The organism is Caballeronia sp. Lep1P3 (assembly GCF_022879595.1).
In the GTDB taxonomy this organism is placed as follows: Bacteria; Pseudomonadota; Gammaproteobacteria; order Burkholderiales; family Burkholderiaceae; genus Caballeronia.
On record NZ_CP084265.1, the window covers coordinates 1233739 to 1257902 of the forward strand.

The 24164-nt window shown below is 62.3% G+C and carries 22 protein-coding genes and 1 tRNA gene; 22 read left to right on the top strand and 1 reads right to left on the bottom strand.

What is annotated here, in order from left to right:
• Positions 1-41: 41 nt before the first annotated feature.
• Positions 42-704 (top strand): C40 family peptidase, encoded by a 663-nt coding sequence (locus LDZ27_RS05790; RefSeq protein ID WP_244815750.1) that lies wholly within the window; start codon positions 42-44, stop codon positions 702-704.
• Between the two features lie 361 nt (positions 705-1065).
• Positions 1066-2610, top strand: coding sequence for a 2-isopropylmalate synthase (locus tag LDZ27_RS05795; RefSeq protein ID WP_244815751.1), 1545 nt, complete (start codon positions 1066-1068; stop codon positions 2608-2610).
• A gap of 81 nt (positions 2611-2691) precedes the next feature.
• On the opposite strand, the gene LDZ27_RS05800 is transcribed toward LDZ27_RS05795, so the two are convergent.
• Positions 2692-3207 carry a hypothetical protein gene (locus LDZ27_RS05800; RefSeq protein ID WP_244815752.1) on the bottom strand — a complete coding sequence of 172 codons (516 nt, stop codon included), beginning with the start codon at positions 3205-3207 and terminating at the stop codon, positions 2692-2694.
• Between the two features lie 145 nt (positions 3208-3352).
• Here LDZ27_RS05800 and LDZ27_RS05805 point away from each other — a divergent pair, with 145 nt between their 5' ends.
• The 20 genes from LDZ27_RS05805 (at position 3353) to LDZ27_RS05900 (ending at position 24160) form a co-directional block, all read left to right on the top strand.
• Positions 3353-4648, top strand: a complete 1296-nt coding sequence (locus tag LDZ27_RS05805) for a branched-chain amino acid ABC transporter substrate-binding protein (protein ID WP_244815753.1) — start codon at positions 3353-3355, stop codon at positions 4646-4648.
• Between the two features lie 196 nt (positions 4649-4844).
• Positions 4845-5114: a 30S ribosomal protein S15 gene (gene rpsO, locus LDZ27_RS05810; RefSeq protein ID WP_244815754.1), complete on the top strand. Its 270-nt coding sequence runs from the start codon at positions 4845-4847 to the stop codon at positions 5112-5114.
• A 353-nt stretch (positions 5115-5467) separates the two neighbouring features.
• Complete coding sequence (gene pnp, locus LDZ27_RS05815; protein ID WP_244815755.1) at positions 5468-7606, top strand: polyribonucleotide nucleotidyltransferase; 2139 nt, start codon at positions 5468-5470, stop codon at positions 7604-7606.
• 199 nt (positions 7607-7805) lie between these two features.
• Positions 7806-8822: an NAD(P)H-quinone oxidoreductase gene (locus LDZ27_RS05820; protein ID WP_244815756.1), complete on the top strand. Its 1017-nt coding sequence runs from the start codon at positions 7806-7808 to the stop codon at positions 8820-8822.
• A 174-nt stretch (positions 8823-8996) separates the two neighbouring features.
• Positions 8997-9767 carry a triose-phosphate isomerase gene (gene tpiA, locus LDZ27_RS05825; protein ID WP_244815757.1) on the top strand — a complete coding sequence of 257 codons (771 nt, stop codon included), beginning with the start codon at positions 8997-8999 and terminating at the stop codon, positions 9765-9767.
• A gap of 80 nt (positions 9768-9847) precedes the next feature.
• Complete coding sequence (secG, locus tag LDZ27_RS05830; RefSeq protein ID WP_244815758.1) at positions 9848-10237, top strand: preprotein translocase subunit SecG; 390 nt, start codon at positions 9848-9850, stop codon at positions 10235-10237.
• Positions 10238-10364: 127 nt separating this feature from the next.
• Positions 10365-10449, top strand: a tRNA-Leu gene (locus LDZ27_RS05835).
• A gap of 177 nt (positions 10450-10626) precedes the next feature.
• Positions 10627-10986 (top strand): NADH-quinone oxidoreductase subunit A, encoded by a 360-nt coding sequence (locus LDZ27_RS05840; protein WP_159836469.1) that lies wholly within the window; start codon positions 10627-10629, stop codon positions 10984-10986.
• A gap of 61 nt (positions 10987-11047) precedes the next feature.
• A complete protein-coding gene (locus tag LDZ27_RS05845) occupies positions 11048-11527 on the top strand; it encodes an NADH-quinone oxidoreductase subunit B family protein (RefSeq protein WP_006052903.1) in 480 nt (159 codons plus the stop codon).
• Between the two features lie 20 nt (positions 11528-11547).
• The gene (locus LDZ27_RS05850; protein WP_244815759.1) at positions 11548-12150 is read left to right on the top strand and encodes an NADH-quinone oxidoreductase subunit C; all 603 of its coding nucleotides are present in this window, start codon (positions 11548-11550) and stop codon (positions 12148-12150) included.
• 9 nt (positions 12151-12159) lie between these two features.
• Complete coding sequence (locus tag LDZ27_RS05855) at positions 12160-13413, top strand: NADH-quinone oxidoreductase subunit D (protein ID WP_244815760.1); 1254 nt, start codon at positions 12160-12162, stop codon at positions 13411-13413.
• A gap of 165 nt (positions 13414-13578) precedes the next feature.
• Positions 13579-14064: an NADH-quinone oxidoreductase subunit NuoE gene (gene nuoE, locus LDZ27_RS05860; protein WP_244815761.1), complete on the top strand. Its 486-nt coding sequence runs from the start codon at positions 13579-13581 to the stop codon at positions 14062-14064.
• The gene (nuoF, locus tag LDZ27_RS05865) at positions 14061-15383 is read left to right on the top strand and encodes an NADH-quinone oxidoreductase subunit NuoF (protein WP_244815762.1); all 1323 of its coding nucleotides are present in this window, start codon (positions 14061-14063) and stop codon (positions 15381-15383) included. Before nuoE ends, nuoF begins: the two co-directional genes overlap by 4 nt.
• 49 nt (positions 15384-15432) lie before the next feature.
• Positions 15433-17769, top strand: coding sequence for an NADH-quinone oxidoreductase subunit NuoG (gene nuoG / locus LDZ27_RS05870; protein WP_244815763.1), 2337 nt, complete (start codon positions 15433-15435; stop codon positions 17767-17769).
• Positions 17770-18834, top strand: a complete 1065-nt coding sequence (gene nuoH / locus LDZ27_RS05875) for an NADH-quinone oxidoreductase subunit NuoH (protein WP_244815764.1) — start codon at positions 17770-17772, stop codon at positions 18832-18834.
• A 36-nt stretch (positions 18835-18870) separates the two neighbouring features.
• On the top strand, positions 18871-19359 hold the full coding sequence (gene nuoI, locus LDZ27_RS05880) for an NADH-quinone oxidoreductase subunit NuoI (protein ID WP_244815765.1): 489 nt from the start codon (positions 18871-18873) through the stop codon (positions 19357-19359).
• A gap of 179 nt (positions 19360-19538) precedes the next feature.
• Positions 19539-20228 (top strand): NADH-quinone oxidoreductase subunit J, encoded by a 690-nt coding sequence (locus LDZ27_RS05885; RefSeq protein ID WP_244815766.1) that lies wholly within the window; start codon positions 19539-19541, stop codon positions 20226-20228.
• A 32-nt stretch (positions 20229-20260) separates the two neighbouring features.
• On the top strand, positions 20261-20566 hold the full coding sequence (gene nuoK, locus LDZ27_RS05890; protein ID WP_007588140.1) for an NADH-quinone oxidoreductase subunit NuoK: 306 nt from the start codon (positions 20261-20263) through the stop codon (positions 20564-20566).
• A 17-nt stretch (positions 20567-20583) separates the two neighbouring features.
• Positions 20584-22656 (top strand): NADH-quinone oxidoreductase subunit L, encoded by a 2073-nt coding sequence (nuoL, locus tag LDZ27_RS05895; protein WP_244815767.1) that lies wholly within the window; start codon positions 20584-20586, stop codon positions 22654-22656.
• 13 nt (positions 22657-22669) lie between these two features.
• Positions 22670-24160: an NADH-quinone oxidoreductase subunit M gene (locus LDZ27_RS05900; RefSeq protein WP_244815768.1), complete on the top strand. Its 1491-nt coding sequence runs from the start codon at positions 22670-22672 to the stop codon at positions 24158-24160.
• Positions 24161-24164: the final 4 nt, after the last annotated feature.

Here is a 24164-nt window from a genome sequence, read left to right on the forward strand (position 1 = left end):
TCCCTGATTTTTCAGTCTTTAATTGTAAAACCTACCGACCGATGCAGCCACTCACACTGACTCAGACATGCGCGCGCGCCGCCGCCGGCATGTTGATCGGCCTTCTGATGACAACAGCTTCCGGCGCCTTCGCCGACGAAGTCAGCAGTAATAGCCAAAACGCCGCCAACGGCGTCATCATTTCCCCCAAAGCACCCGAAACTGCAGCCGCGGCGGACACTGCCAGCGCTCCCGGCGCTGCCAAGTCGTTCCTCTCGGGCGTTGCGAGCAAGGCGGGCGACGTCGTCGTCGGCGCGCTCAACATGATCGGCGTGCGCTATCGCTGGGGCGGCGACACGCCGGATTCCGGTCTGGATTGCAGCGGCTTCGTGCGCTACGTGTTTCAGGACACGCTCGGCATGACACTGCCGCGCCGCGCCGAGGAAATGAGCCGCGTCGGCGAGAAGGTCCGCGTGTCGGATCTCAAGCCGGGCGACCTCGTCTTCTTCAATACGATGCGCCGCTCGTTTTCGCACGTCGGCATCTATATCGGCGACAACAAGTTCGTGCACTCGCCGTCCACCGGCAGCACGATCCGTGTCGACGACATGGAAAACGCGTATTGGGAAAAGCGCTTTACAGGCGCACGCCGCATCGAGAACGCGCAGTTCAACGACGGTTCCGAACTGCGTCAGCGCGTGAGCGCGACAATCGGCGGTTACTGAAGCACAGTCGCCCCGGCCACGAAAAGCCTGCATTCTCGCGAACGCAGGCTTTTTTGTTTCTGCGCGCCCAAAGCGCAAAGCGGCGCGCGCCTATGACGTTCATCGGAAAGCCTCATTGCACGGGTTTCTAAAAGCCGTTATAGTTTTCGAATGAACTTTTCTCTGTTCTCCCTCTCGTTTTCCCCGGCTGGTGCGTCGCTACGCGCACTATCGCTACTAGCGCTACTTACGCGCTGATCTTTCTCGCCTCCCGTCTGCTCGTTCAAGGTTTTCGACGCCAGCGGTGGCGCGAACACCCGAATTCCCTTTGCCGTTTTATCTCGATATTCCCAGCAATCGATAAATCCCCCAGGAGCCCAACATGGCAGCAGACAAGTTGATCATTTTCGACACGACCTTGCGCGACGGCGAGCAGTCCCCCGGCGCTTCGATGACGAAGGAAGAGAAGATTCGCATCGCGAAGCAGCTCGAGCGCATGAAAGTCGACGTGATCGAGGCGGGCTTCGCCGCCAGCTCCAACGGCGACTTCGACGCGATCAACACGATTGCCTCGCTCGTGAAGGACAGCACGGTCTGCTCGCTTGCCCGGGCGAACGACAAGGACATTCAGCGCGCCGCCGACGCGCTCAAGCCCGCCAATCAGTTCCGCATTCACACGTTTATCGCGACTTCCGCGCTTCATATGGAAAAGAAGCTGCGTATGTCGTCGGAACAGGTCTACGAACAGGCGCGGCTCGCGGTGCGTTTCGCCCGCAAATTTACCGATGACGTCGAGTTCTCGCCGGAAGACGGCAGCCGCTCGGATATCGACTTTCTGTGCCGCGTGCTCGAGGCAGTGATCGACGAAGGCGCGCGCACGATCAATATCGCCGACACGGTCGGCTACGGCGTGCCCGAACTGTACGGCAATCTCGTCAAGACGCTGCGGGAGCGCATTCCCAATTCCGACAAGGCCATTTTCTCGGTCCACTGTCACGACGATCTGGGCATGGCGGTCGCGAACTCGCTCGCGGGCGTGCAGATCGGCGGGGCGCGTCAGGTCGAATGCACGATGAACGGGCTTGGCGAGCGCGCGGGCAATACGTCGCTCGAAGAAATCGTGATGGCGGTCAAGACGCGCAAGGATTACTTCGGCCTGGACGTGGGCATCGACACCTCGCAGATCGTGCCGACTTCGAAGCTCGTCTCGCAGATCACCGGCTTCGTCGTGCAGCCGAACAAGGCGGTGGTCGGCGCGAATGCGTTCGCGCACGCGTCGGGCATCCACCAGGATGGCGTGCTCAAGGCGCGCGATACCTACGAAATCATGCGCGCCGAAGACGTGGGCTGGAGCGCGAACAAGATCGTGCTCGGCAAGCTCTCCGGGCGCAATGCGTTCAAGCAGCGGCTCGAGGAACTCGGCGTCACGATGGAATCCGAGGCGGCCGTGAACGCCGCGTTCGCGCGCTTCAAGGATCTCGCGGACCGTAAGGCCGAAATCTTCGACGAAGACATCATGCAGATCGTCTCCGAGGGATCGGCGGAGTCGCAGGCCAAGGAGCATTTCCGCTTCGTCTCGATGAAGCAGCACTCCGAGACCGGCGAGCAGCCGCAAGCGCGCGTGGTGTTCGCGGTGGACGGCACGGAAACGACGGGTGAAGCGCGCGGCAACGGTCCGGTGGACGCGACGCTGCACGCGATCGAATCGAAGGTGGAAAGCGGCGCGGAACTCGTCCTGTATTCGGTCAACGCCATCACGACCGGCACGCAGGCGCAAGGCGAAGTCACCGTGCGGCTGTCGAAGAGCGGGCGCATCGTGAACGGCGTCGGCACGGACCCGGACATCGTCGCGGCATCGGCGAAGGCGTATATCGCCGCGCTCAACAAGCTGCACTCGAAGGTCGAGAAGCTGAATCCGCAACTCTGATCTCGCGCTTTTCGCGGAGGAAGTCACGCAGGAAGAAGAAAGCCCTCGCCGTCCGCGAGGGCTTTTTTCATGGCTTTGTCGTCAGAACAGGTTGCGCCGGTCGGGATCGTGTAACGGATCGGGCGTTTTCTGCGTCATGCGCAAGATGCCTTGGTCGTCGAAATAGAAGCTGTACATCAGATACCAGAAGTTCGCCTCCATATAGCGATAGGTCCAGACTTCGCGCTTCATCAGCGGAAAGTACGAGGTCTCCACGGGCCGGCCGAAGTTGACGAGCACGTCCTTCTTCGTCCATGTGCCAATCTGCGCCTTGTAGAACTCGTTTTCGTCGAGCACTTGACGCACGCTGACGATTTTCCCCGATGCATCGACGTCCGCGGCGGTCGTGAATTCGCCGAGCGGCTGCGTCGGCCACATCAGCCGCTTGCCGCCGTTGGGCAGATCGTAGACCTCGCGCGGCGGGCCGAGCCGCGCGGTGATCGTCGAGGCATCTGCGCCCGCCTGATAGTTCTGCCACGGCTGCGCGCAAGCCGACAGGAGAAGCGCGCAAAGCGCGAGCGCCGCCGCGCCGCGCAGGCGCCTGAGTGTGTGCCGCATCGGTGCCTCCACTTACGTGTTCATTGTTTGCCGTGATTTTGACACGCGGCGCAAAAACCATGCTTCGGCTTCCGGCGCTCGAATGGCTTGCATGGCGGACGCGCCGCGGCCTATGATCCGCGCTTTCGTTGATGGGAAACATCCGATGACAAGCTCGCATCACACAAAGGCGGCCGCGCGATGGCTGCGGCTCGTGCTGGCGTGCGCCGCGTCGGCGTGCATCGCGCACGCGCATGCCGCCGATCTCGCACCGATCAGGCTCGCGATGATCGAGGGCATGTCCGGCCCCTTTGCGAATGCCGGCGCTGCGGTCGAGCGCAATCTGCGCTTCGGCGTCGAGCGCGTGAACGCGAAAGGCGGCGTCAAGCTCGCCGATGGCATGCATCCGCTGCAACTCGTCGTGCTCGACGGCAAGGGCAGCAGCGAGGCGAGCCTCGTGCAGTTGCGCGCCGCGATCGACGGGAAAATCGGTTTCGTCATGCAGGGCAATAGCTCGGCGGTCGCGGCGGCGCTCGTCGCGGCAATCGACAAACAGAACGCGCGCGAGCCCGAACGCCGCGTGCTGTTCCTCAACTATTCCGCCGACGATCCCGCGCTCACCAACGACGCCTGCAGTTTCTGGCACTTCCGCTTCGACGCCCACGCGGGCATGCGAATGGACGCGCTGGCGGACGCCATCGAGCGCGATCGCGCGGTAAAGAGGGTGTATCTGCTGAATCAGGACTACAGCTTCGGCCATGACGTCAGCCGCGAAGCGCGGCGAGCGCTCGGCGAAAAGCGGCCGGATATCGCGATCGCGGGCGACGAGTTTCATCCGGTCGGGCGCGTGAAAGACTTTGCGCCGTATATCGCCAAGATTCGCGCGAGCGGCGCGGACGCCGTCATCACGGGGAATTGGGGCAACGATCTCACGCTGCTCGTGAAAGCGGCGCGCGAGCAGGGGCTCGAAACGAAGTTCTACACGTTCTACGGCAATAGCCTGGGCGCGCCTGCCGCACTCGGCGACGCGGGCGTGAAGCGCGTGATCGCGGTCGCCGACTGGCATCCGAACGCGGGCGGCGCGGCCTCGGACGCGTACTATCGCGCGTTTCGCGCCCGATTTCCGGCGGCGTCGGACGATTATCTGGTGCTGCGCATGCCGCTTATGATCGAGATGCTCGCCGCCGCGATGACGCGCGCGGGGAGCGCCGATCCGCTCGCCGTGGCGCGCGCGCTCGAAGGCATGCGCTTCGACGGGGAGGGTTTTCATCCGTCGACCATGCGGGCGGCCGATCATCAGCTGATTCAGTCGCTCTACGTCATGAAAATGGACAAGGCGGGCGCGCCGGGCGTGCGTTTCGACAATGAAGGCTCGGGGTACGGTTTTCGCACGCTTTTGAACGTGCCCGCCGAGGCGACCGCCCGCCCGACGACCTGCAAGATGACGCGGCCATCGAACTGAGCGCGTGAGTGTGTGAGTGAAACGCACTGTGCTATACTTCGCACTTCGTTTTTGGCTCATTGCGTCTTCCGGAAGTCCGAAGGGAAGGAGGCGCGGAGTCTGGAACGGATGAAATCGGGCTTCAGTCCAGCCCGCCGATGCAACCACGGCACGGCCTTTCTTCCGTGACCGCCTGTCTGTTTCAAAGGAAACGCAAATGTCCGTAGCAGAAATCAAGAAGTCCGAAGTCGTCGCTGAATATGCGCGCGGCGCCAACGACACCGGCTCCCCCGAAGTGCAAGTCGCACTGCTCACGAGCCGCATCAACGAACTGACCATCCACTTCAAGGCCCACACGAAGGATCACCACAGCCGCCGCGGTCTGCTGCGCATGGTGAGCCGCCGTCGCAAGCTGCTCGACTACCTGAAGGGCAAGGATGCGGACCGTTATCGCTCGCTGATCGAAAAGCTGGGTCTGCGCAAGTAATTGGCCCCTGACGTGGCTTCGCGGCCAGCGTTCTAACGAAGTGCCTGTGTCGGTTCGCTGATACAGGCATTTTGTTTTTGCGCGATCCGCTCGCGAAGTGGTGTCTGATCGCTTTCGATGGATCGCCACCGAAACAAGCTTCACCCGGATGAATCGTCCGGTTCGACACTCGGTCCAGCCTCGCGGCAAGAGCTTTGTGTCATTCCAGCGCGGCGCGCCAGCGCCTTGGCCGCACCCCGCTGGAATGGCATAACACACCTCTCAAGCGTGGCTCGGCACCGTCCCGGCCCAGCGCCGTTCCAAAAGCCCGAAGCGCTCGATGGAAGGCGCGGCGCAACATAGAAGGAGTCGCAATGTTTAATAAAATCGTCAAAGAATTTAAGTGGGGACAACACAGCGTCCGCCTGGAAACGGGCGAAATCGCGCGTCAGGCGAGCGGCGCGGTGATCGTCGATGTCGAGGACACCGTCGTGCTCGCGACCGTCGTCGGCGCGAAGACCGCGAAGCCCGGCCAGGACTTTTTCCCGCTGACCGTCGATTATCTCGAGAAGACCTATGCCGCCGGCAAGATCCCGGGCGGCTTTTTCCGTCGCGAAGGCCGTCCGTCGGAAGGCGAAACGCTCATCTCGCGCCTGATCGACCGGCCGCTGCGTCCGCTGTTCCCGGAAGGTTTCTATAACGAAGTGCAGGTCGTCATCCACGTCCTGTCGCTGAATCCGGAAATCCCGGCCGACATTCCCGCGCTGATCGGCGCGTCGGCCGCGCTTGCCGTCTCCGGTCTGCCGTTCAACGGTCCGGTCGGCGCCGCGCGCGTCGCCTACATCAACAACGAGTACGTGCTGAATCCGACGCGCGCGCAGATGAAGGAATCGGCGCTCGATCTCGTCGTCGCGGGCACGGAGCGCGCGGTGCTGATGGTCGAATCCGAAGCGCAGCAGCTTTCCGAAGAAGTGATGCTCGGCGCGGTCGTGTTCGGCCACGATCAGATGCAAACGGCGATCGACGCGATCCACGAACTCGTGCGCGACGGCGGCAAGCCCGAGTGGGACTGGCAGCCGGCTGCGAAGAACGAAGCGCTGATCGCGCGCGTCACCGAAATCGCGAAGCCGGAACTGGAAGCGGCCTATCAGCTGCGCAACAAGCAGGCGCGCTCGGCCAAGCTGAAGGAAGTCTACGCATCGACGTCGGCGAAGCTCGCCGAAGAAGCTGCGGCATCGGGCACGGCAGCGGCGGACGCGGCCACCGTCGGCAACGTCCTCTTCGACATCGAAGCGAAGATCGTTCGCACGCAGATCCTGAACGGCGAGCCGCGCATCGATGGCCGCGACACGCGCACCGTGCGTCCCATCGAAATCCGCACGGGCGTGTTGCCGCGCACCCACGGCTCGGCGCTCTTCACGCGCGGCGAGACGCAGGCGCTCGTCATCGCGACGCTCGGCACGAAGGGCGACGAGCAGAACATCGACGCGCTCGAAGGCGAATATCGCGAGCGCTTCATGCTCCACTACAACATGCCGCCGTTCGCGACGGGCGAAACGGGCCGCGTCGGTTCGCCGAAGCGCCGTGAAATCGGCCACGGACGTCTCGCCAAGCGCGCGCTCGTCGCGTGCCTGCCGAGCGCCGACGAATTCGGCTACTCGATCCGCGTCGTCTCGGAAATCACCGAGTCGAACGGCTCGTCGTCGATGGCTTCGGTGTGCGGCGGCTGTCTCGCGCTGATGGACGCCGGCGTGCCGATGAAGGCGCACGTCGCGGGCATCGCAATGGGCCTGATTCTCGAAGGCAACAAGTTCGCGGTTCTGACCGACATCCTGGGCGACGAAGATCACCTCGGCGACATGGACTTCAAGGTGGCCGGCACGGCGCAAGGCGTGACCGCGCTGCAGATGGACATCAAGATTCAGGGCATCACGAAGGAAATCATGCAGGTCGCGCTCGCGCAGGCGAAGGAAGGCCGCATGCATATTCTCGGCAAGATGACCACCGCCGTGCCGGGCACGAACACCGAACTGTCGGAATTCGCGCCGCGCATGATCACGCTGAAGATCAACCCGGAAAAGATCCGCGACGTGATCGGCAAGGGCGGTTCCGTGATTCGCGCGCTGACCGAAGAGACGAACACGACCATCGACATCTCGGACGACGGCGTCGTGACCATCGCGAGCACGTCGAGCGAGGGCATGGCCGAGGCGAAGAAACGCATCGAGAACATCACGGCGGAAGTGGAAGTGGGTCAGGTCTACGAAGGCCCGGTGCTCAAGCTGCTGGACTTCGGCGCGATCGTGAACATCCTGCCGGGCAAGGACGGTCTCCTGCACATCTCCGAGATCGTCAACGAGCGCGTGAAGGACATCAACGATTACCTGAAGGAAGGCCAGATCGTGAAGGTCAAGGTCATCCAGACGGACGAAAAGGGCCGCGTGCGTTTGTCCGCCAAGGCGCTTCTGAACGAAGCCGCGCAACAGAACGAACCGACGCAGCCGCAGCAGTAATGCGGTAACGTGTGGACGGCCGGCCGCATCCGCGAGCCGGCCGTTTTCTTGTACGACGGCGATCGGACTATGCATTGTCCGGCGCGCCGCCGGACCCGATGGCACTGTGGAGCACGGATTGCTGTCTCCGCGTGCATAGCGCCATCCGGTTCGTCTCTATGAATCGATCCATCCCGCCATGCCCAATCAGAGGAATGCTATGAAGGCCGTCGAAATCACCGAGTTTGGCGCACCCGAAGTCCTCAAACTAGGCGAGCGCCCGATGCCCGAAGCGGGCAAGTGCGAGGTGCTCATCAAGGTCGCGGCATCCGGCGTCAACAGGCCGGACGTGTTCCAGCGCAAGGGCGCGTATGCGCCGCCGCCGGGCGCGTCGGATCTGCCGGGGCTCGAAGTGGCGGGCGAGATCGTCGATGGCGATTTCGATTCGAAGCACAATCCGTTCGGCCTCAAAAAGGGCGATCGCGTGTGCGCGCTGCTGGCCGGCGGCGGCTATGCCGAATACGCGGTCGCGCCGATCGAGCAATGTCTGCCGGTGCCGGCGGGTTTGTCGGACATCGAGGCGGCATCGCTGCCGGAAACGTTCTTCACCGTGTGGAGCAACGTGTTCGAGCGCGCGCATCTCGGCGCGGGCGAAAACGGCGAGGAAGAGACGCTGCTCGTGCAGGGCGGATCGAGCGGTATCGGCGTGACGGCGATCCAGATCGCGCGCGCACTCGGCTTTCGCGTGTTCGCGACTGCCGGCAGCGACGAGAAGTGCCGCGCGTGCGAATCGCTCGGCGCGGAGCGGGCGATCAACTACAAGACGGAAGACTTCGTCGAAGTGGCGAAGTCGCTCACGAACGACCGCGGCGTCGACGTCATTCTCGATATGGTCGCGGGCGACTACCTGCCGCGCGAACTCAAGGCGCTGGCGGACGGCGGGCGCATCTGCGTGATCGCGCTGCTCGGCGGCGCCAAGGCCGAGATCAATCTGAACGACATCTTGCGCCGCCGTCTGGTCATCACCGGCTCGACGCTGCGTCCGCGTCCCATCGCGTTCAAGGCGAAGATCGCGGCGAAGCTGAAGGAACGCGTGTGGCCGGAAATCGAGGCCGGGCGCATCAAGCCGGTCATTCACCAGGTCTTTCCGGCGCACGAGGCCGCCGCCGCGCATGCGCTGATGGAAAGCAGCACGCATGTCGGCAAGATCGTGCTGAGCTGGAAAGACGGCGCGTGAGTGGCGCGACGGCTTTCGGCGGTTTGACCGGTTTCGCCGTATCACAGTAAAATCGCCTGTTTTGCAAGCAGTTGGCGGTTTCCAGCGGTTCATTCCAATAACATGCCGGCGACTGGGCGAAAGCGCGGTCGCTCCACAGAAAGGCGGTCGTCACAGCCGCCGAGTGACGAGACAATGGCGAGAGAACGAGCAAAACTGGTGGTAGGCAACTGGAAGATGCACGGCCGCATCGAGCAAAATGCGCCCTTGCTGACGGAAGTAGCCGCGGGGGCATCGGCTTTGCAGGATGTGGGAGTCGGAGTATGCGTGCCGTTCCCGTATCTCGCGCAGACGCAGGCGCTGCTCGCCGATTCCATCGTGCGCTGGGGCGTGCAGGATATTTCGGCGCATGCGCAGGGCGCCTACACCGGGGAAGTCGCCGCGGAAATGGCGACGGACTTCGGCGCGACGTATGCCATCGTCGGTCATTCCGAGCGTCGCGCGTATCATCACGAGACGCCGGAGCTGGTCGGTGCAAAGGCGCGCCGCGCGCTCGATGCGGGCGTAACGCCGATCGTCTGTCTCGGCGAAACGCTCGATGAGCGCGAGTGCGATGCGACCGAGCGCGTGATCGGCGCGCAGCTGGAAGCGGTGCTCCTCATGCTGAGCGAGGAGCAGGCGGCGCGAATTGTCATCGCTTATGAGCCGGTTTGGGCCATCGGGACGGGCAAGAGCGCGACGGCGGCCCAGGCGCAAAACGTTCACGCGTTCGTGCGCTCGAAGCTGGCCGAGAAGGGCGCAACCATCGCTCACGTCCCGTTGCTCTACGGCGGAAGCGTGAAGCCGGATAATGCGCAAGAGTTGTTCGGGCAAGCGGACATCGATGGCGGGCTGATTGGCGGCGCGTCGTTGAAATCCCAAGATTTTCTTGCAATCTGCCAGGCGGCCCAAACCGTGTTGCAATAACGGCTTGTATCGTAAGCGATTGAAAGAGCACGTCGCGGCACGCGAGTGTCACGGAAACATCAAGATCCAGGTGAGTTGAAATGCTGTATTTGAAAACATTGATTATCGTCGTCCAGTTGTTGTCGGCGCTTGGCGTGATTGGGCTTGTTCTTCTGCAACACGGCAAGGGCGCCGACATGGGCGCGGCCTTCGGGAGTGGCGCATCGGGCAGTCTGTTCGGTGCGACGGGGTCGGCGAATTTCTTGTCGCGCACGACGGCAGTTCTCGCCGCCATCTTCTTCGTCACAACGCTGGCGCTGACGTATCTGGGAAGCTACAAGCCGCAGGTGTCCGCGGGCGTGCTGGGCGGTGCGGCTCCGGTGGCGGCATCCGCCGCTGCACCGGCTCGCGCGGGCGCTTCGGCTCCGGTGACTGCGCCCGCATCGGCGGCTCCGGCGTCGTCCGCACCGGGCGCCGACGTGCCGAAATAACGGCCAGAACAAATTTTCGCGAAATTCGTGGTTTGTGCGTTGAACAATTCGTGAGACCTAGTTATAATTCAAGTCTTGAAGCGATTCGCGGCAATTAAGAAGTTGTTTTCCCGGATTGCAGTACAGTGCCGACGTGGTGAAATTGGTAGACACGCTATCTTGAGGGGGTAGTGGCGAAAGCTGTGCGAGTTCGAGTCTCGCCGTCGGCACCAAAAGTTATCCAATGCCAGCCGCATGCATCGCTTCGGCTGGCATTGTCACTTCTGGAGTACCCTTACGATATCGTTGTGATCGTGAGCGGTCCCAAGTGAATCCCACCGCCGGGTGGTCTGTCCCGGCAGTAGCGTCCCAATCATCGACTGACCGAACCTACCGATCTGAGGATAGCCTTGAACCTCGCACCCTATTACCCCGTCTTCTTGTTTCTTGTGGTGGGCCTTGGTTTAGGTATAGCGTTGGTCAGCATCGGCAAGATTCTCGGTCCCAACAAGCCCGACACCGAAAAAAATGCGCCGTATGAATGCGGCTTCGAGGCATTCGAAGACGCGCGTATGAAGTTCGATGTGCGCTACTATCTCGTCGCAATTCTTTTCATCATTTTCGACCTCGAGACGGCGTTCCTGTTTCCGTGGGGCGTTGCCCTGCGCGACATCGGCTGGCCGGGGTTCATGGCCATGATGATCTTTCTGCTCGAATTCCTGCTCGGCTTCGCCTACATCTGGAGAAAGGGCGGTCTGGACTGGGAGTAACGGGTAGATCACCGGATTCATGAGCGGCTATGGCTGGCGGCTCATCTGGAGTGGAAATCAAATGAGTATCGAAGGGGTCTTGAAGGAAGGCTTTGTCACCACCACGGCTGACAAGCTGATCAACTGGACGCGCACCGGCTCCTTGTGGCCGATGACGTTCGGTCTCGCGTGTTGCGCGGTCGAGATGATGCATGCGGGCGCGGCCCGTTACGACCTGGACCGTTTCGGCGTGGTGTTTCGCCCGAGTCCGCGCCAGTCCGACGTGATGATCGTCGCCGGTACGCTCTGCAACAAGATGGCGCCCGCGCTTCGTAAGGTGTACGACCAGATGGCCGAGCCGCGCTGGGTCATTTCGATGGGTTCGTGCGCGAACGGCGGCGGCTACTATCACTATTCGTATTCGGTTGTGCGTGGCTGCGACCGCATCGTCCCGGTCGACGTGTACGTTCCTGGTTGCCCTCCGACGGCCGAAGCGCTGGTCTACGGCGTGATCCAGTTGCAGGCGAAGATTCGCCGCACCAACACCATCGCCCGTCAATAAAGGCCTGAGCCTCCCCAACTATGGCAAGCAAACTCGAGACCCTCAAAGCGAACCTCGAGGCGGCGTTCGGTGGCCGTCTCCTGAACATCACCGAGTCGCTGGGTCAGTTGACGGTCGCCGTCAAGTCGGCCGATTATCTGGAAGTCGCCACCAAGCTGCGTGACGATCGCTCGCTCGGCTTCGAGCAGCTCATGGACCTCGCCGGCGTCGACTATTCGACGTATGGCGACGGCGCCTACGACGGCCCGCGTTTCGCGGCGGTCGTCCATCTCCTCTCCGTTTCGAACAACTGGCGTCTGCGCGTGCGCGTGTTCGCACCGGACGACGAAGTGCCCATCGTTCCGTCGCTGGTCGATATCTGGTCGTCGGCGAACTGGTACGAACGCGAAGCGTTCGACCTGTACGGCATCGTGTTCGAAGGCCACCCCGACCTGCGCCGGATTTTGACGGACTACGGCTTCATCGGCCATCCGTTCCGCAAGGACTTCCCGGTGACAGGTTTTGTCGAAATGCGCTACGACCCGGAAGAAAAGCGCGTCGTGTATCAGCCTGTGACGATCGAGCCGCGCGAAATCACGCCGCGCGTGATCCGCGAAGATCGTTACGGTGGCCTGAAACATTAAGAGAGCGTCATGGCAGACATCAAGAACTACACGCTGAACTTCGGCCCGCAACACCCTGCCGCGCACGGCGTGCTGCGCCTCGTGCTGGAACTCGACGGCGAAGTGATTCAGCGCGCCGATCCGCACATCGGCCTCTTGCATCGCGCGACCGAGAAGCTCGCGGAATCCAAGACCTTCATTCAGTCGGTGCCGTACATGGACCGTCTCGACTACGTGTCGATGATGGCCAACGAGCACGCTTACGTGATGGCAATCGAGAAGCTGCTGGGCATCGACGTGCCGATCCGCGCGAAGTACATCCGCGTGCTGTTCGACGAAATCACGCGCGTGCTGAATCACCTCATGTGGATCGGCTCGCACGCGCTCGACGTCGGCGCGATGGCCGTGTTCCTCTATGCGTTCCGTGAGCGCGAAGACCTGATGGACGTGTACGAAGCGGTGTCCGGCGCGCGCATGCACGCCGCGTATTACCGTCCGGGCGGCGTGTACCGCGACCTGCCCGACGCCATGCCGCAATACAAGGTCTCGAAAATCCGCAATGCGAAGGCGCTCGAGAGGATGAACGAGAACCGTCAGGGGTCGCTGCTCGACTTCATCGACGACTTCTTCAATCGCTTTCCGGGCTACGTCGACGAGTACGAAACGCTGCTCACCGACAACCGCATCTGGAAGCAGCGTCTCGTCGGCATCGGCGTAGTGAGTCCGGAGCGCGCGTTGCAGCTTGGCATGAGCGGCGCGATGCTGCGCGGCTCGGGCATCGAGTGGGATTTGCGCAAGAAGCAGCCTTACGAAGTGTACGACCAGCTGGATTTCGACATCCCGGTAGGCGTAAACGGCGACTGCTATGACCGCTATCTTGTGCGCGTCGAGGAAATGCGTCAGTCCACGCGTATCGCCAAACAGTGCATTGCCTGGCTGCGCAAGAATCCTGGCCCTGTGATGGTCGATAATCACAAGGTTGCGCCGCCGTCGCGCGTGGGCATGAAGAGCAACATGGAAGAGCTGATTCACCACTTCAAGCTCTTCACGGAAGGCTTCCACGTACCCGAAGGCGAGACGTATGCCACGATCGAACACCCGAAGGGCGAGTTCGGCATCTATCTGATCTCGGACGGCGCGAACAAGCCGTATCGCCTGAAGATCCGCGCGCCCGGTTATGCCCACCTCGCCGCGCTGGACGAGATGGCGCGCGGCCACATGATCGCGGATGCGGTGACGATCATCGGTACGCAGGACATCGTGTTCGGCGAAATCGATCGCTGATCCATTCGCCCGCTCACGCGGCGCGCTCGTCGAGCCGCCGTCGCAGAAAACCGCAGCGGGAAGCGTAGAAGCAATTACAGGAAACCGCAGGACGCCAGGTCTGCCGCAATATGATGGGCGCGGCAGGTTTTCGTTCGGTAGGAATTGAAAGAGTCGTGTCTGAAAATGATCTCAGCTGAAGGCCTGAAAGAAATCGATCGTGCGGTCGCCAAGTATCCCGCCGAGCAGAAGCAGTCGGCGGTGATGTCCGCGCTCGCTGTCGCTCAGGAAGAGCATGGATGGCTCTCGCCCGAGCTCATGAAGTTCGTGGCCGACTATCTGGGCATGCCGCCTGTCGCGGTGCAGGAAGTCGCCACGTTCTACACGATGTACCAGCTCACGCCGGTCGGTAAGCACAAGATCACGCTCTGCACGAACCTGCCTTGCCAGCTCGGTCCGGACGGCGGCTCGGATAGTGCTGCTCAATATCTCAAGCAGAAGCTCGGCATCGACTTCGGCGAAACCACGCCCGACGGAAAGTTCACGCTGAAAGAAGGCGAGTGCTTCGGCGCGTGCGGCGATGCGCCTGTCATGCTGGTGAACAACCACCGCATGTGCAGCTTCATGAGCCGCGAGAAGATCGACCAGTTGATCGAGGAACTTTCGAAATGACGTCACTCCACGATCGTCACATCAAGCCGCTGATCCTCGCTGGCCTCAACGGCGAGAACTGGCATCTCGAAGATTACGTTGCGCGCGGCGGCTATAAGCAGCTGCGCCGAATTCTCGAAGAAAAGATTCCGCCCGAACAGGTGATCGCCGACGTCAAGGCGTCCGGTCTGCGCGGTCGCGGAGGCGCCGGCTTCCCGACCGGCCTGAAGTGGAGCTTCATGCCGCGTCAGTTTCCGGGGCAGAAGTATCTCGTCTGCAATTCGGACGAAGGCGAACCGGGCACGTTCAAGGATCGCGACATCCTGCGCTGGAACCCGCACTCGCTGATCGAAGGCATGGCCATCGGCGCGTATGCGATGGGCATCACCGTCGGCTACAACTACATCCACGGTGAGATCTTCGAGGTCTACCGCGTGTTCGAAGCGGCGCTGGAAGAAGCGCGCGCGGGCGGCTATCTTGGCGCGAACATTCTGGGTTCGGGCTTTTCGTTCGAGTTGTACGCGCATCACGGCTATGGCGCGTACATCTGCGGCGAAGAAACGGCGTTGCTCGAATCGCTTGAAGGCAAGAAGGGCCAGCCGCGCTTCAAGCCGCCGTTCCCGGCGAGCTTCGGCGTGTACGGCAAGCCAACGACGATCAACAACACCGAGACCTTCGCTGCCGTGCCGTTCCTGTTGGAAATCGGCCCGAAGAATTACCTCGAACTCGGCAAGCCGAACAACGGCGGCACGAAGATCTTCTCCGTATCGGGCGACGTGAATCGTCCGGGCAACTACGAGGTTCCGCTCGGCACGCCGTTCTCCACGTTGATGGAACTTGCGGGCGGCGTGCGCGGCGAATCGATCAAGGCGGTCATTCCGGGCGGTTCGTCGGCGCCGGTCGTGCCGGGCGACATGATGCTCGCGACCGACATGGACTACGATTCGATCGCGAAAGCCGGGTCGATGCTCGGCTCGGGCGCGGTCATCGTCATGAACGAAACGCGCTGCATGGTGCGCTCGCTGCTGCGCTTGTCGTACTTCTATTACGAAGAGTCGTGCGGCCAGTGCACGCCGTGCCGAGAAGGAACGGGTTGGTTGTATCGCGTGGTGCATCGCATCGAGCATGGCCTCGGCCGCAAGGAAGACCTGGATCTGCTGAACTCGGTCGCCGAAAACATCATGGGCCGCACGATCTGCGCGCTCGGCGATGCGGCCGCGATGCCGGTGCGCGGCATGCTGAAGCACTTCTGGAACGAATTCGAATATCACGTCGAGCACAAGCAGTGTCTCGTCGGCGGGCACGCGCATCATGCGGCGTCCGAAGCGCTTACCGCGTAATCAGGCGCACAGTCAGTTGCGCGAAAGAGGTTGAGGACCATTCCCCATCATGGTTGAACTAGAAATTGACGGCAAGACGGTCGAGGTGCCCGAAGGCAGCATGGTGATCCAGGCTGCGCACAAGGTCGATACGTACATTCCTCACTTCTGCTATCACAAGAAGCTGTCGATCGCGGCGAACTGCCGGATGTGCCTCGTCGAAGTCGAAAAGATGCCGAAGGCCGTCCCCGCCTGCGCGACGCCCGTTTCCGCGGGCATGGTCGTGCGCACCGCCTCCGACCGTGCCGTGAAGGCGCAGCAGTCGGTGATGGAATTCCTGCTGATCAATCACCCGCTGGATTGCCCGATTTGCGATCAGGGCGGCGAGTGCCAACTGCAGGATTTGGCCGTCGGTTACGGCAAGTCGCAGTCGCGCTATAGCGAAGAAAAGCGCGTTGTGTTCCACAAGAACGTGGGTCCGCTCATCTCGATGGAAGAGATGACGCGCTGCATCCACTGCACACGCTGCGTGCGCTTCGGGCAGGAAATCGCCGGCGTGATGGAACTCGGCATGCTGGGCCGCGGCGAGCACTCGGAAATCACGTCGTTCGTCGGCAAGACGGTCGATTCGGAGCTGTCGGGCAATATGATCGACCTGTGCCCGGTCGGCGCTCTGACGAGCAAGCCGTTCCGGTACAGCGCGCGGACGTGGGAATTGTCGCGCCGCAAGTCGGTGAGCCCACATGATTCCGTCGGCGCGAACCTCGTCGTCCAGGTGAAGAACAATCGCGTCATGCGTGTTCTGCCCATGGAAAACGAAGCGATCAACGAATGCTGGATCTCGGACAAGGACCGCTTCTCGTACGAAGGCCTGAACAGCGACGACCGCCTGACGGCGCCGATGCTCAAGCAGGGCGGCAACTGGATCGAGACCGATTGGCAGACCGCGCTCGAATACGTCGCGAAGGGCATCAAGGGCATCAAGGCGGATCATGGCGCGAACGCCATCGCCGCGCTCGCGACGCCGCACAGCACGGTCGAAGAACTGTACCTGCTCAAGCAGTTCGCGGAAGGCGTCGGCACGCCGAACGTCGATTTCCGCCTGCGTCAGAATGATTTCTCCGCGCCGGTCGGCGCCGGTGCGCCGTGGCTCGGCGTGAAGATCGCGGACCTGTCGAATGTGGACACCGCGTTCGTGATCGGCTCGTTCCTGCGCCGCGATCATCCGCTCTTCGCCGCGCGTCTGCGTCAGGCCGCGAAGAACGGCGCGAAGCTCACGTTCCTCAACGCGAGCAACGACGATTCGCTGATCCCGACGGCGCATCGCCTGGTGGCCGCGCCGTCCGCGTGGCTGGACCAACTCGCGGGCATCGCGGCGGCGGTATCGGAAGCGCGCGGCGTCGCGCTGCCGGAAGCGTTCGCAGGCCGCGAAGCGTCGGCGGCGGCGAAGGACGTCGCAGCGTCGCTGTCGGCGGGCGAAAAGCGCGTCGTGCTGCTCGGAAACATGGCGGTTCAGCATCCGGACTTCGCGCAGATTCAGGCGGCCGCGCAATGGATCGCCGACAACACCGGCGCGACGCTCGGCTTCCTCACGGAAGGCGCGAACACCGTTGGCGGATATCTCGTCGATGCGCTGCCGGGCGAGGGTGGCCTGAACGCGCGTGCCGCGTTCGAACAGCCGCGCAAGGGCTACGTGCTCTTCAACGCCGAACCGGAACTCGACGCGGCTAATCCCGCGCAGGCCGTCGCCGCGCTGAAGCAGGCGGAAATGGTCGTGGTGATGTCGCCGTTCAGGCACGGCATGGACTATGCGGACGTGCTGCTGCCGATCGCGCCGTTCACGGAGACGTCGGGCACGTTCGTCAACGCGGAAGGCACTGCGCAGTCGTTCAACGGCGTCGTGCGCGCGCTGGGCGAAACGCGTCCGGGCTGGAAGGTATTGCGCGTGCTGGGCACGATGCTGGGCCTGCCGGGCTTCGAGTTCGACACGGCCGAGGAAGTGCGGGTCGCCGCGCTCGGCACGGGCGAACTCGGCGCGCGTCTGTCGAACAAGACGACCGTCGCTGCGAAGCGCGTTGCATCGAATGTCGCGGTGAAGGGCGGCCTCGAGCGCCTCGCCGACGTGCCGATTTATCACGCCGACCCGCTCGTGCGCCGCGCGCCTTCGCTGCATCTGACCGCAGCGGCGCGCGACGCGAACGTCGCCGGCCTGCCGACGACGCTCTTCGACAAGCTCGGCCTGAAAGAGGGTGACGCCGTGCGCGTGCGCCAGGGCGATCTGTCGGTGGTGATGCCTGCGGTGCGCGACGCGAATCTGGCGGAATCGGTGGTCCGCGTGTCGGCGGCTACCGCGGCTGGCGCCGCGCTCGGCGGCCTGTTCGGTGAACTGGTAGTGGAGAAGGCGTAAATGGGCTTGTTCGATACGATCAACGCAGGCGGCACGCAGCTTCTCGGCGTTGCCTGGCCCACCGTGTGGGCGCTGGTGCGCATCCTCGTGGTTGCGGTTGTGATCCTGCTGTGCGTCGCGTACCTGATTTTGTGGGAACGCAAGCTCATCGGCTGGATGCACGTGCGTGTCGGCCCGAACCGCGTCGGCCCGGCGGGTTTGCTGCAGCCGATCGCGGACGTGCTGAAGCTCCTGCTGAAGGAAGTCATTCAGCCGACGCAGGCGAGCAAATGGATCTACGTGATCGCGCCGATCATGACCGTGGTGCCGGCGTTCGCGGTCTGGGCGGTCATCCCGTTCCAGGCGAAAGCGGTGCTCGGCAACATCAACGCGGGTCTGCTGTATGTCATGGCGATCTCGTCCATCGGCGTGTACGGCGTGATTCTCGCGGGCTGGGCGTCCAACTCGAAGTACGCGTTCCTCGGTGCCATGCGCGCGGCCGCGCAGATGGTGTCCTACGAAATCTCGATGGGCTTCGCGCTCGTCGTCGTGCTGATGGTCGCGGGCACGCTGAACATGTCGGATATCGTTGCCTCGCAGCAGCGCGGCATTTTCGCGGGCTTCGGCGTGAACATCCTGTCGTGGAACTGGCTGCCGCTCCTACCGATGTTCGTCGTGTACTTCATTTCGGGCATCGCGGAAACGAACCGTCACCCGTTCGACGTGGTGGAAGGCGAATCGGAAATCGTCGCGGGTCACATGATCGACTACTCCGGCATGGCGTTCGCGCTGTTCTTCCTCGCCGAGTACATCAACATGATCGTGATCTCGGCGATCGCCACGACACTGTTCCTCGGCGGCTGGGACGCCCCGTTCGGGTTCCTGTCGTTTATCCCCGGCGTGTTCTGGTTCGTGCTCAAGGTCTTCTTCCTGCTGTCGGTCTTCATCTGGGCGCGCGCCACGTTCCCGCGTTACCGCTATGACCAGATCATGCGTCTCGGCTGGAAGGTGTTCCTGCCGGTGTCGGTAGTGTGGGTGGTCGTGGTCGGCTTCTGGATCATGTCGCCGCTCAACATCTGGAAGTAGTCGAACGAAACCAGGGACAAGAGCGGACCAAACATCATGAACGCAATTCAGAACTTCTTTAAGACCTTCTTCCTGACCGAGCTGCTGAAGGGTCTCGCGCTGACGGGCCGTTACGCGTTCCAGCGCAAGATTACCGTGCAGTTCCCGGAAGAAAAGACGCCGGTGTCGCCGCGTTTCCGCGGCCTGCACGCGCTGCGCCGCTACGAGAACGGCGAAGAGCGCTGTATCGCGTGCAAGCTGTGCGAAGCGGTGTGCCCGGCGCTCGCGATCACCATCGAATCGGAAACGCGCGCGGATAACACCCGCCGCACGACGCGCTACGACATCGACCTGACCAAGTGCATCTTCTGCGGCTTCTGCGAAGAAAGCTGTCCGGTCGACTCGATCGTCGAGACGCATATCCTCGAATATCACGGCGAAAAGCGCGGCGATCTGTATTTCACGAAGGACATGCTGCTTGCAGTGGGCGATCGTTACGAGAAGGAAATCGCCGCATCGAAGGCGGCGGACGCTCCGTACCGTTGATGCGAACCGGTGCCGGCGTCGCGTGACAACGAGACCCTCGTTTCGCGCGCCGGTGCCGGGTCGAAGCGATTTAGCTGTTGCTGTTCGGCGCGGACTCGCAGAGTCCGGAGCGAGCGGATCGGACGCACCGCGCGCCGACACACCCTGCCTGATGATGGCCTAACGATGAACCGGTAATCATGGAATTCACAACCGTACTGTTCTATATCTTCGCGCTGCTGCTGACCGTGTCGGCGCTGAAGGTGATCACCTCGCGCAACCCGGTGTCATCCGCGCTTTTCCTCGTGCTCGCGTTCTTCAACGCAGCCGCGATCTGGATGCTGCTGCAAGCCGAATTCCTCGCGATCCTTCTGGTGCTCGTGTACGTCGGCGCGGTGATGGTGCTGTTCCTTTTCGTCGTGATGATGCTCGACATCAACATCGATGTCCTGCGGCGCGATTTCAAGCGCTTCGTGCCGCTCGCGACCCTCGTCGGCGCCATCATCGTGCTCGAAACGGCGCTCATCCTGTGGCACGGTTTCGGCGCAACGATGGCTCCGCTGCATGACGCAGGCGCCGCGGCAGGCGTGAGCGGCGCGGCATTGATGCCGAACACGCAGCTCATCGGCAAGGTCATCTACACCGACTACATCTTCGCGTTCGAAATCGCGGGTCTCGTGCTGCTCGTCGCGATCATCGCGGCGATCTCCCTCACGATCCGCGACAAGAAGGACAAGAAGACGCAAAACGTCAGCCGGCAGGTAAAGGTCCGCCGTCAGGACCGCGTGCGTATCGTCAAGATGCCGGCGGAAACGCAGGCACCGGACGCCTCCGTGGAACCGGCCGTGACCGGCAACATCGGCGCGGGCGCCGTGGACAACAAGGGCTGAGCGCAGCAGTTCTGGAAGGAGAGAAAACAAACATGTTGAGTCTTGCCCATTACCTCGTGCTCGGCGCGATCCTCTTCGCGATCAGCATCGTCGGCATCTTCCTGAACCGCCGCAACGTCATCATCATCCTGATGGCCATCGAGCTGATGCTGCTCGCGGTGAACACCAATTTCGTCGCGTTCTCGCACTATCTGGGCGACGTGCACGGCCAGATCTTCGTGTTCTTCGTCTTGACCGTGGCCGCAGCGGAAGCCGCAATCGGTCTCGCGATTCTCGTGACCCTGTTCCGTAGCCTCGACACGATCAACGTCGAGGACCTCGATCAGCTCAAAGGTTAATTTCAGGCTAGGCTGTTATGTCCACGACACTCAATGAAAACCTCCTGCTTGCGGTCCCGCTGGCGCCGCTTGCCGGCTCGCTGATCGCGGGGCTGCTCGGGAAGGCCGTAGGGCGCAAGGGCGCGCATCGCGTGACCATTCTCGGCGTCTTCATCTCGTTCATCCTGTCCGCGTTCGTCTTCTATGACGTGATGATGGGCGCGAGCTACAACGGCACCGTCTACGAATGGATGACGCTCGGCTCGCTGAAGATGGAAGTCGGCTTCCTCGTCGACTCGCTGACCGCGATGATGATGGTGATCGTCACCTTCGTCTCGCTGATGGTGCACATCTACACCATCGGCTACATGGCGGAAGAAGACGGCTACCAGCGCTTCTTCTCGTACATTTCGCTGTTCACGTTCTCGATGCTGATGCTCGTGATGAGCAACAACTTCCTGCAGCTCTTCTTCGGCTGGGAAGCGGTGGGCCTCGTATCGTATCTGCTGATCGGCTTCTACTTCACCCGGGAAAGCGCGATCTACGCGAACATGAAAGCGTTCATCGTGAACCGCGTCGGCGACTTCGGCTTTCTGCTCGGCATCGGCCTGCTGCTCGCGTTCGCGGGCTCGCTCAACTACGGCGACGTGTTCGCGCAGGGCGAAAAGCTCGCGGGCATGACGTTCCCGGGCACGAGCTGGGGCTTGCTGACAGTCGCGTGCATTTGCCTTTTCATCGGCGCGATGGGCAAGTCGGCGCAATTCCCGCTGCACGTGTGGCTGCCTGATTCGATGGAAGGCCCGACGCCGATTTCCGCGCTGATTCACGCGGCAACGATGGTGACGGCCGGCATTTTCATGGTGACGCGCATGTCGCCGCTTTTCGAGCACTCGGATGCGGCGCTGTCGTTCGTGACCGTCATCGGCGCGATCACCGCGTTGTTCATGGGTTTCCTGGGCGTCGTGCAGAACGACATCAAGCGCGTGGTCGCTTATTCGACGCTCTCGCAGCTTGGCTACATGACGGTCGCGCTCGGCGTCTCCGCGTACCCGGTGGCGGTGTTTCACCTCGGCACGCACGCGTTCTTCAAGGCGCTGCTGTTCCTCGGCGCGGGTTCGGTCATCATCGGCATGCACCATGACCAGGACATGCGCAACATGGGCGGCCTCGCGAAGTACATGCCGATCACATGGATCACATCGCTGATCGGATCGCTCGCGCTGATAGGCACGCCGTTCTTCTCGGGCTTCTATTCGAAGGACTCGATCATCGATGCGGTGAAGCTCTCGCATCTGCCGGGTTCGGGCTTCGCGTACTTCGCCGTGGTGGCGAGCGTGTTCGTCACGGCGCTGTACTCTTTCCGCATGTATTTCCTCGTGTTCCACGGCCAGGAGCGCTTCCGCGGTCCGAAGCATCCCGATTCGCCGATGGGCGCGGAAGAAGCAACGCACGGCCACGATGACCACGGCCACGGCCATGGTCACGATGACCACGGTCACGGTCACGCGCACGAGCCGCACGAAAGCCCGTGGGTGGTGACGCTGCCGCTGATCCTGCTGGCGATTCCGTCGGTGATCATCGGCGCGATCATGGTCGGCCCCATGCTCTTCGGCGACTTCTTCTCGCACGGCGTCGTGTTCGACAAGGTGATCTACATCGCCGAGAACCACGAAGGCATGCGCGAAATGGGCGAGGAATTCCACGGCTGGGTCGCGATGGCGTTGCACAGCATCGTCACGCCGGGCCCGGTCTGGCTCGCGGCGCTGGGCGTCATCGTCGCATGGTTCCTGTATATGAAGCGCCCGGACCTGCCGCCGGTCATCGCGAAGCGCTTCGGTCCGATCTACGCGTTGCTCGACAACAAGTACTACATGGACAAGATCAACGAAGTGGTCTTCGCGAAGGGTGCGGTCGCGATCGGCCGCGGGCTCTGGAAAGAGGGCGATGTGGTTGTCATCGACGGCATCGTCAACGGCAGTGCGCGGTTCATGGGCTGGTTCGCCGGCGTGATCCGCTTCCTTCAATCCGGTTACATCTATCACTACGCGTTCGCCATGATTATCGGCATGTTGGGGCTCTTGACCCTGTTTGTAACGCTCGGCGGCAAATAAGGCGAGGGACCCTATGCACTCTTTTCCGATTCTCAGTGTCGCGATCTGGTTGCCGATCGTCTTCGGCCTCCTGGTCCTGGCTGTAGGTTCCGACCGCAATCCGGCGCCCGCGCGCTGGATCGCGCTGATCGGCTCGGTTCTCGGTCTCATCGTCACGATTCCGCTCATCACCGGTTTCGATACGTCGAGCGCCGCGCTGCAGTTCGTCGAGCAGTCGAACTGGATCGAACGCTTCAACATCACGTATCACCTCGGCGTGGACGGCATCTCGATGTGGTTCGTCGTGCTGACCGCGCTCATCACGGTGATCGTCGTGATTGCCGGATGGGAAGTCATCACCGAGCGCGTGTCGCAATACATGGCCGCGTTCCTGATCCTTTCGGGGATCATGATCGGCGTCTTCTCGACCGCCGACGGCATGCTCTTCTACGTGTTCTTCGAAGCCACGCTCATTCCGATGTACATCATCATCGGCGTGTGGGGCGGCCCGAACCGCGTGTATGCGGCGTTCAAGTTCTTCCTGTACACGCTCGCCGGCTCGCTCCTGATGCTGGTCGCGTTGCTCTACCTGTACACGCAGACGCACACGTTCGATCTGGCCACCTGGCAGGCCGCGAAGATCGGCATGACGCCGCAGATATTGCTCTTCATCGCGTTCTTCCTCGCGTTCGCCGTGAAGGTGCCGATGTGGCCGGTCCACACCTGGCTGCCGGACGCGCACGTCGAAGCGCCTACAGGCGGCTCGGTCGTGCTGGCGGCGATCATGCTGAAGCTCGGCGCATACGGCTTCCTGCGCTTCTCGCTGCCGATCGCACCGGACGCGAGCCATTTCCTCGCGCCCGTCGTCATCACGCTGTCGCTGATCGCGGTCATCTACATCGGTCTCGTCGCGCTGGTGCAGGCGGACATGAAGAAGCTCGTCGCGTATTCGTCGATTGCGCACATGGGCTTCGTCACGCTCGGCTTCTTCATCTTCAGCCGGATGGGCGTGGAAGGCGCGATCATTCAGATGATTTCGCACGGCTTCGTCTCGGGCGCGATGTTCCTGTCCATCGGCGTGCTGTACGACCGCGTCCACTCGCGCCAGATCGCGGATTACGGCGGCGTCGTCAACACGATGCCGAAGTTCGCCGCGTTCTCGATGCTCTTCGCGATGGCGAACTGCGGTCTGCCGGGCACCTCGGGTTTCGTCGGCGAGTTCATGGTGATTCTGGCTGCCGTGAAGTTCAACTTCTGGATCGGCTTCCTCGCCACGTTCACGCTGATTCTCGGCGCGGCGTACACGCTGTGGATGTACAAGCGGGTGTATTTCGGCGCGGTCGCGAACGACCATGTCGCGAAGCTCGCGGACATCAACAAGCGTGAGTTCTTCATGCTCCTCGTGCTCGCGCTCTTCACGCTGTACATGGGCCTGCATCCGAAGCCCTTCACCGACGTGATGCACGAGTCGGTGGCAAACCTGCTCTCCCACGTCGCGCAGTCCAAGCTGCCGCTGGCTCAGTAACGCC

Bases quoted from the DNA above. Each gene is read 5' to 3' on its own strand.
- LDZ27_RS05900 (WP_244815768.1), top strand. From the start codon at position 22,670: ATGCACTCTTTTCCGATTCTCAGTGTCGCGATCTGGTTGCCGATCGTC.
- LDZ27_RS05855 (WP_244815760.1), top strand. From the start codon at position 12,160: ATGGCAGACATCAAGAACTACACGCTGAACTTCGGCCCGCAACACCCT.
- LDZ27_RS05845 (WP_006052903.1), top strand. From the start codon at position 11,048: ATGAGTATCGAAGGGGTCTTGAAGGAAGGCTTTGTCACCACCACGGCT.
- secG (WP_244815758.1), top strand. From the start codon at position 9,848: ATGCTGTATTTGAAAACATTGATTATCGTCGTCCAGTTGTTGTCGGCG.
- LDZ27_RS05800 (WP_244815752.1), bottom strand. From the start codon at position 3,207: ATGCGGCACACACTCAGGCGCCTGCGCGGCGCGGCGGCGCTCGCGCTT.
- LDZ27_RS05820 (WP_244815756.1), top strand. From the start codon at position 7,806: ATGAAGGCCGTCGAAATCACCGAGTTTGGCGCACCCGAAGTCCTCAAA.
- nuoK (WP_007588140.1), top strand. From the start codon at position 20,261: ATGTTGAGTCTTGCCCATTACCTCGTGCTCGGCGCGATCCTCTTCGCG.
- LDZ27_RS05795 (WP_244815751.1), top strand. From the start codon at position 1,066: ATGGCAGCAGACAAGTTGATCATTTTCGACACGACCTTGCGCGACGGC.
- LDZ27_RS05885 (WP_244815766.1), top strand. From the start codon at position 19,539: ATGGAATTCACAACCGTACTGTTCTATATCTTCGCGCTGCTGCTGACC.
- rpsO (WP_244815754.1), top strand. From the start codon at position 4,845: ATGTCCGTAGCAGAAATCAAGAAGTCCGAAGTCGTCGCTGAATATGCG.
- nuoH (WP_244815764.1), top strand. From the start codon at position 17,770: ATGGGCTTGTTCGATACGATCAACGCAGGCGGCACGCAGCTTCTCGGC.
- pnp (WP_244815755.1), top strand. From the start codon at position 5,468: ATGTTTAATAAAATCGTCAAAGAATTTAAGTGGGGACAACACAGCGTC.
- nuoL (WP_244815767.1), top strand. From the start codon at position 20,584: ATGTCCACGACACTCAATGAAAACCTCCTGCTTGCGGTCCCGCTGGCG.
- nuoI (WP_244815765.1), top strand. From the start codon at position 18,871: ATGAACGCAATTCAGAACTTCTTTAAGACCTTCTTCCTGACCGAGCTG.
- tpiA (WP_244815757.1), top strand. From the start codon at position 8,997: ATGGCGAGAGAACGAGCAAAACTGGTGGTAGGCAACTGGAAGATGCAC.
- nuoE (WP_244815761.1), top strand. From the start codon at position 13,579: ATGATCTCAGCTGAAGGCCTGAAAGAAATCGATCGTGCGGTCGCCAAG.
- nuoF (WP_244815762.1), top strand. From the start codon at position 14,061: ATGACGTCACTCCACGATCGTCACATCAAGCCGCTGATCCTCGCTGGC.
- LDZ27_RS05790 (WP_244815750.1), top strand. From the start codon at position 42: ATGCAGCCACTCACACTGACTCAGACATGCGCGCGCGCCGCCGCCGGC.
- LDZ27_RS05805 (WP_244815753.1), top strand. From the start codon at position 3,353: ATGACAAGCTCGCATCACACAAAGGCGGCCGCGCGATGGCTGCGGCTC.
- nuoG (WP_244815763.1), top strand. From the start codon at position 15,433: ATGGTTGAACTAGAAATTGACGGCAAGACGGTCGAGGTGCCCGAAGGC.
- LDZ27_RS05850 (WP_244815759.1), top strand. From the start codon at position 11,548: ATGGCAAGCAAACTCGAGACCCTCAAAGCGAACCTCGAGGCGGCGTTC.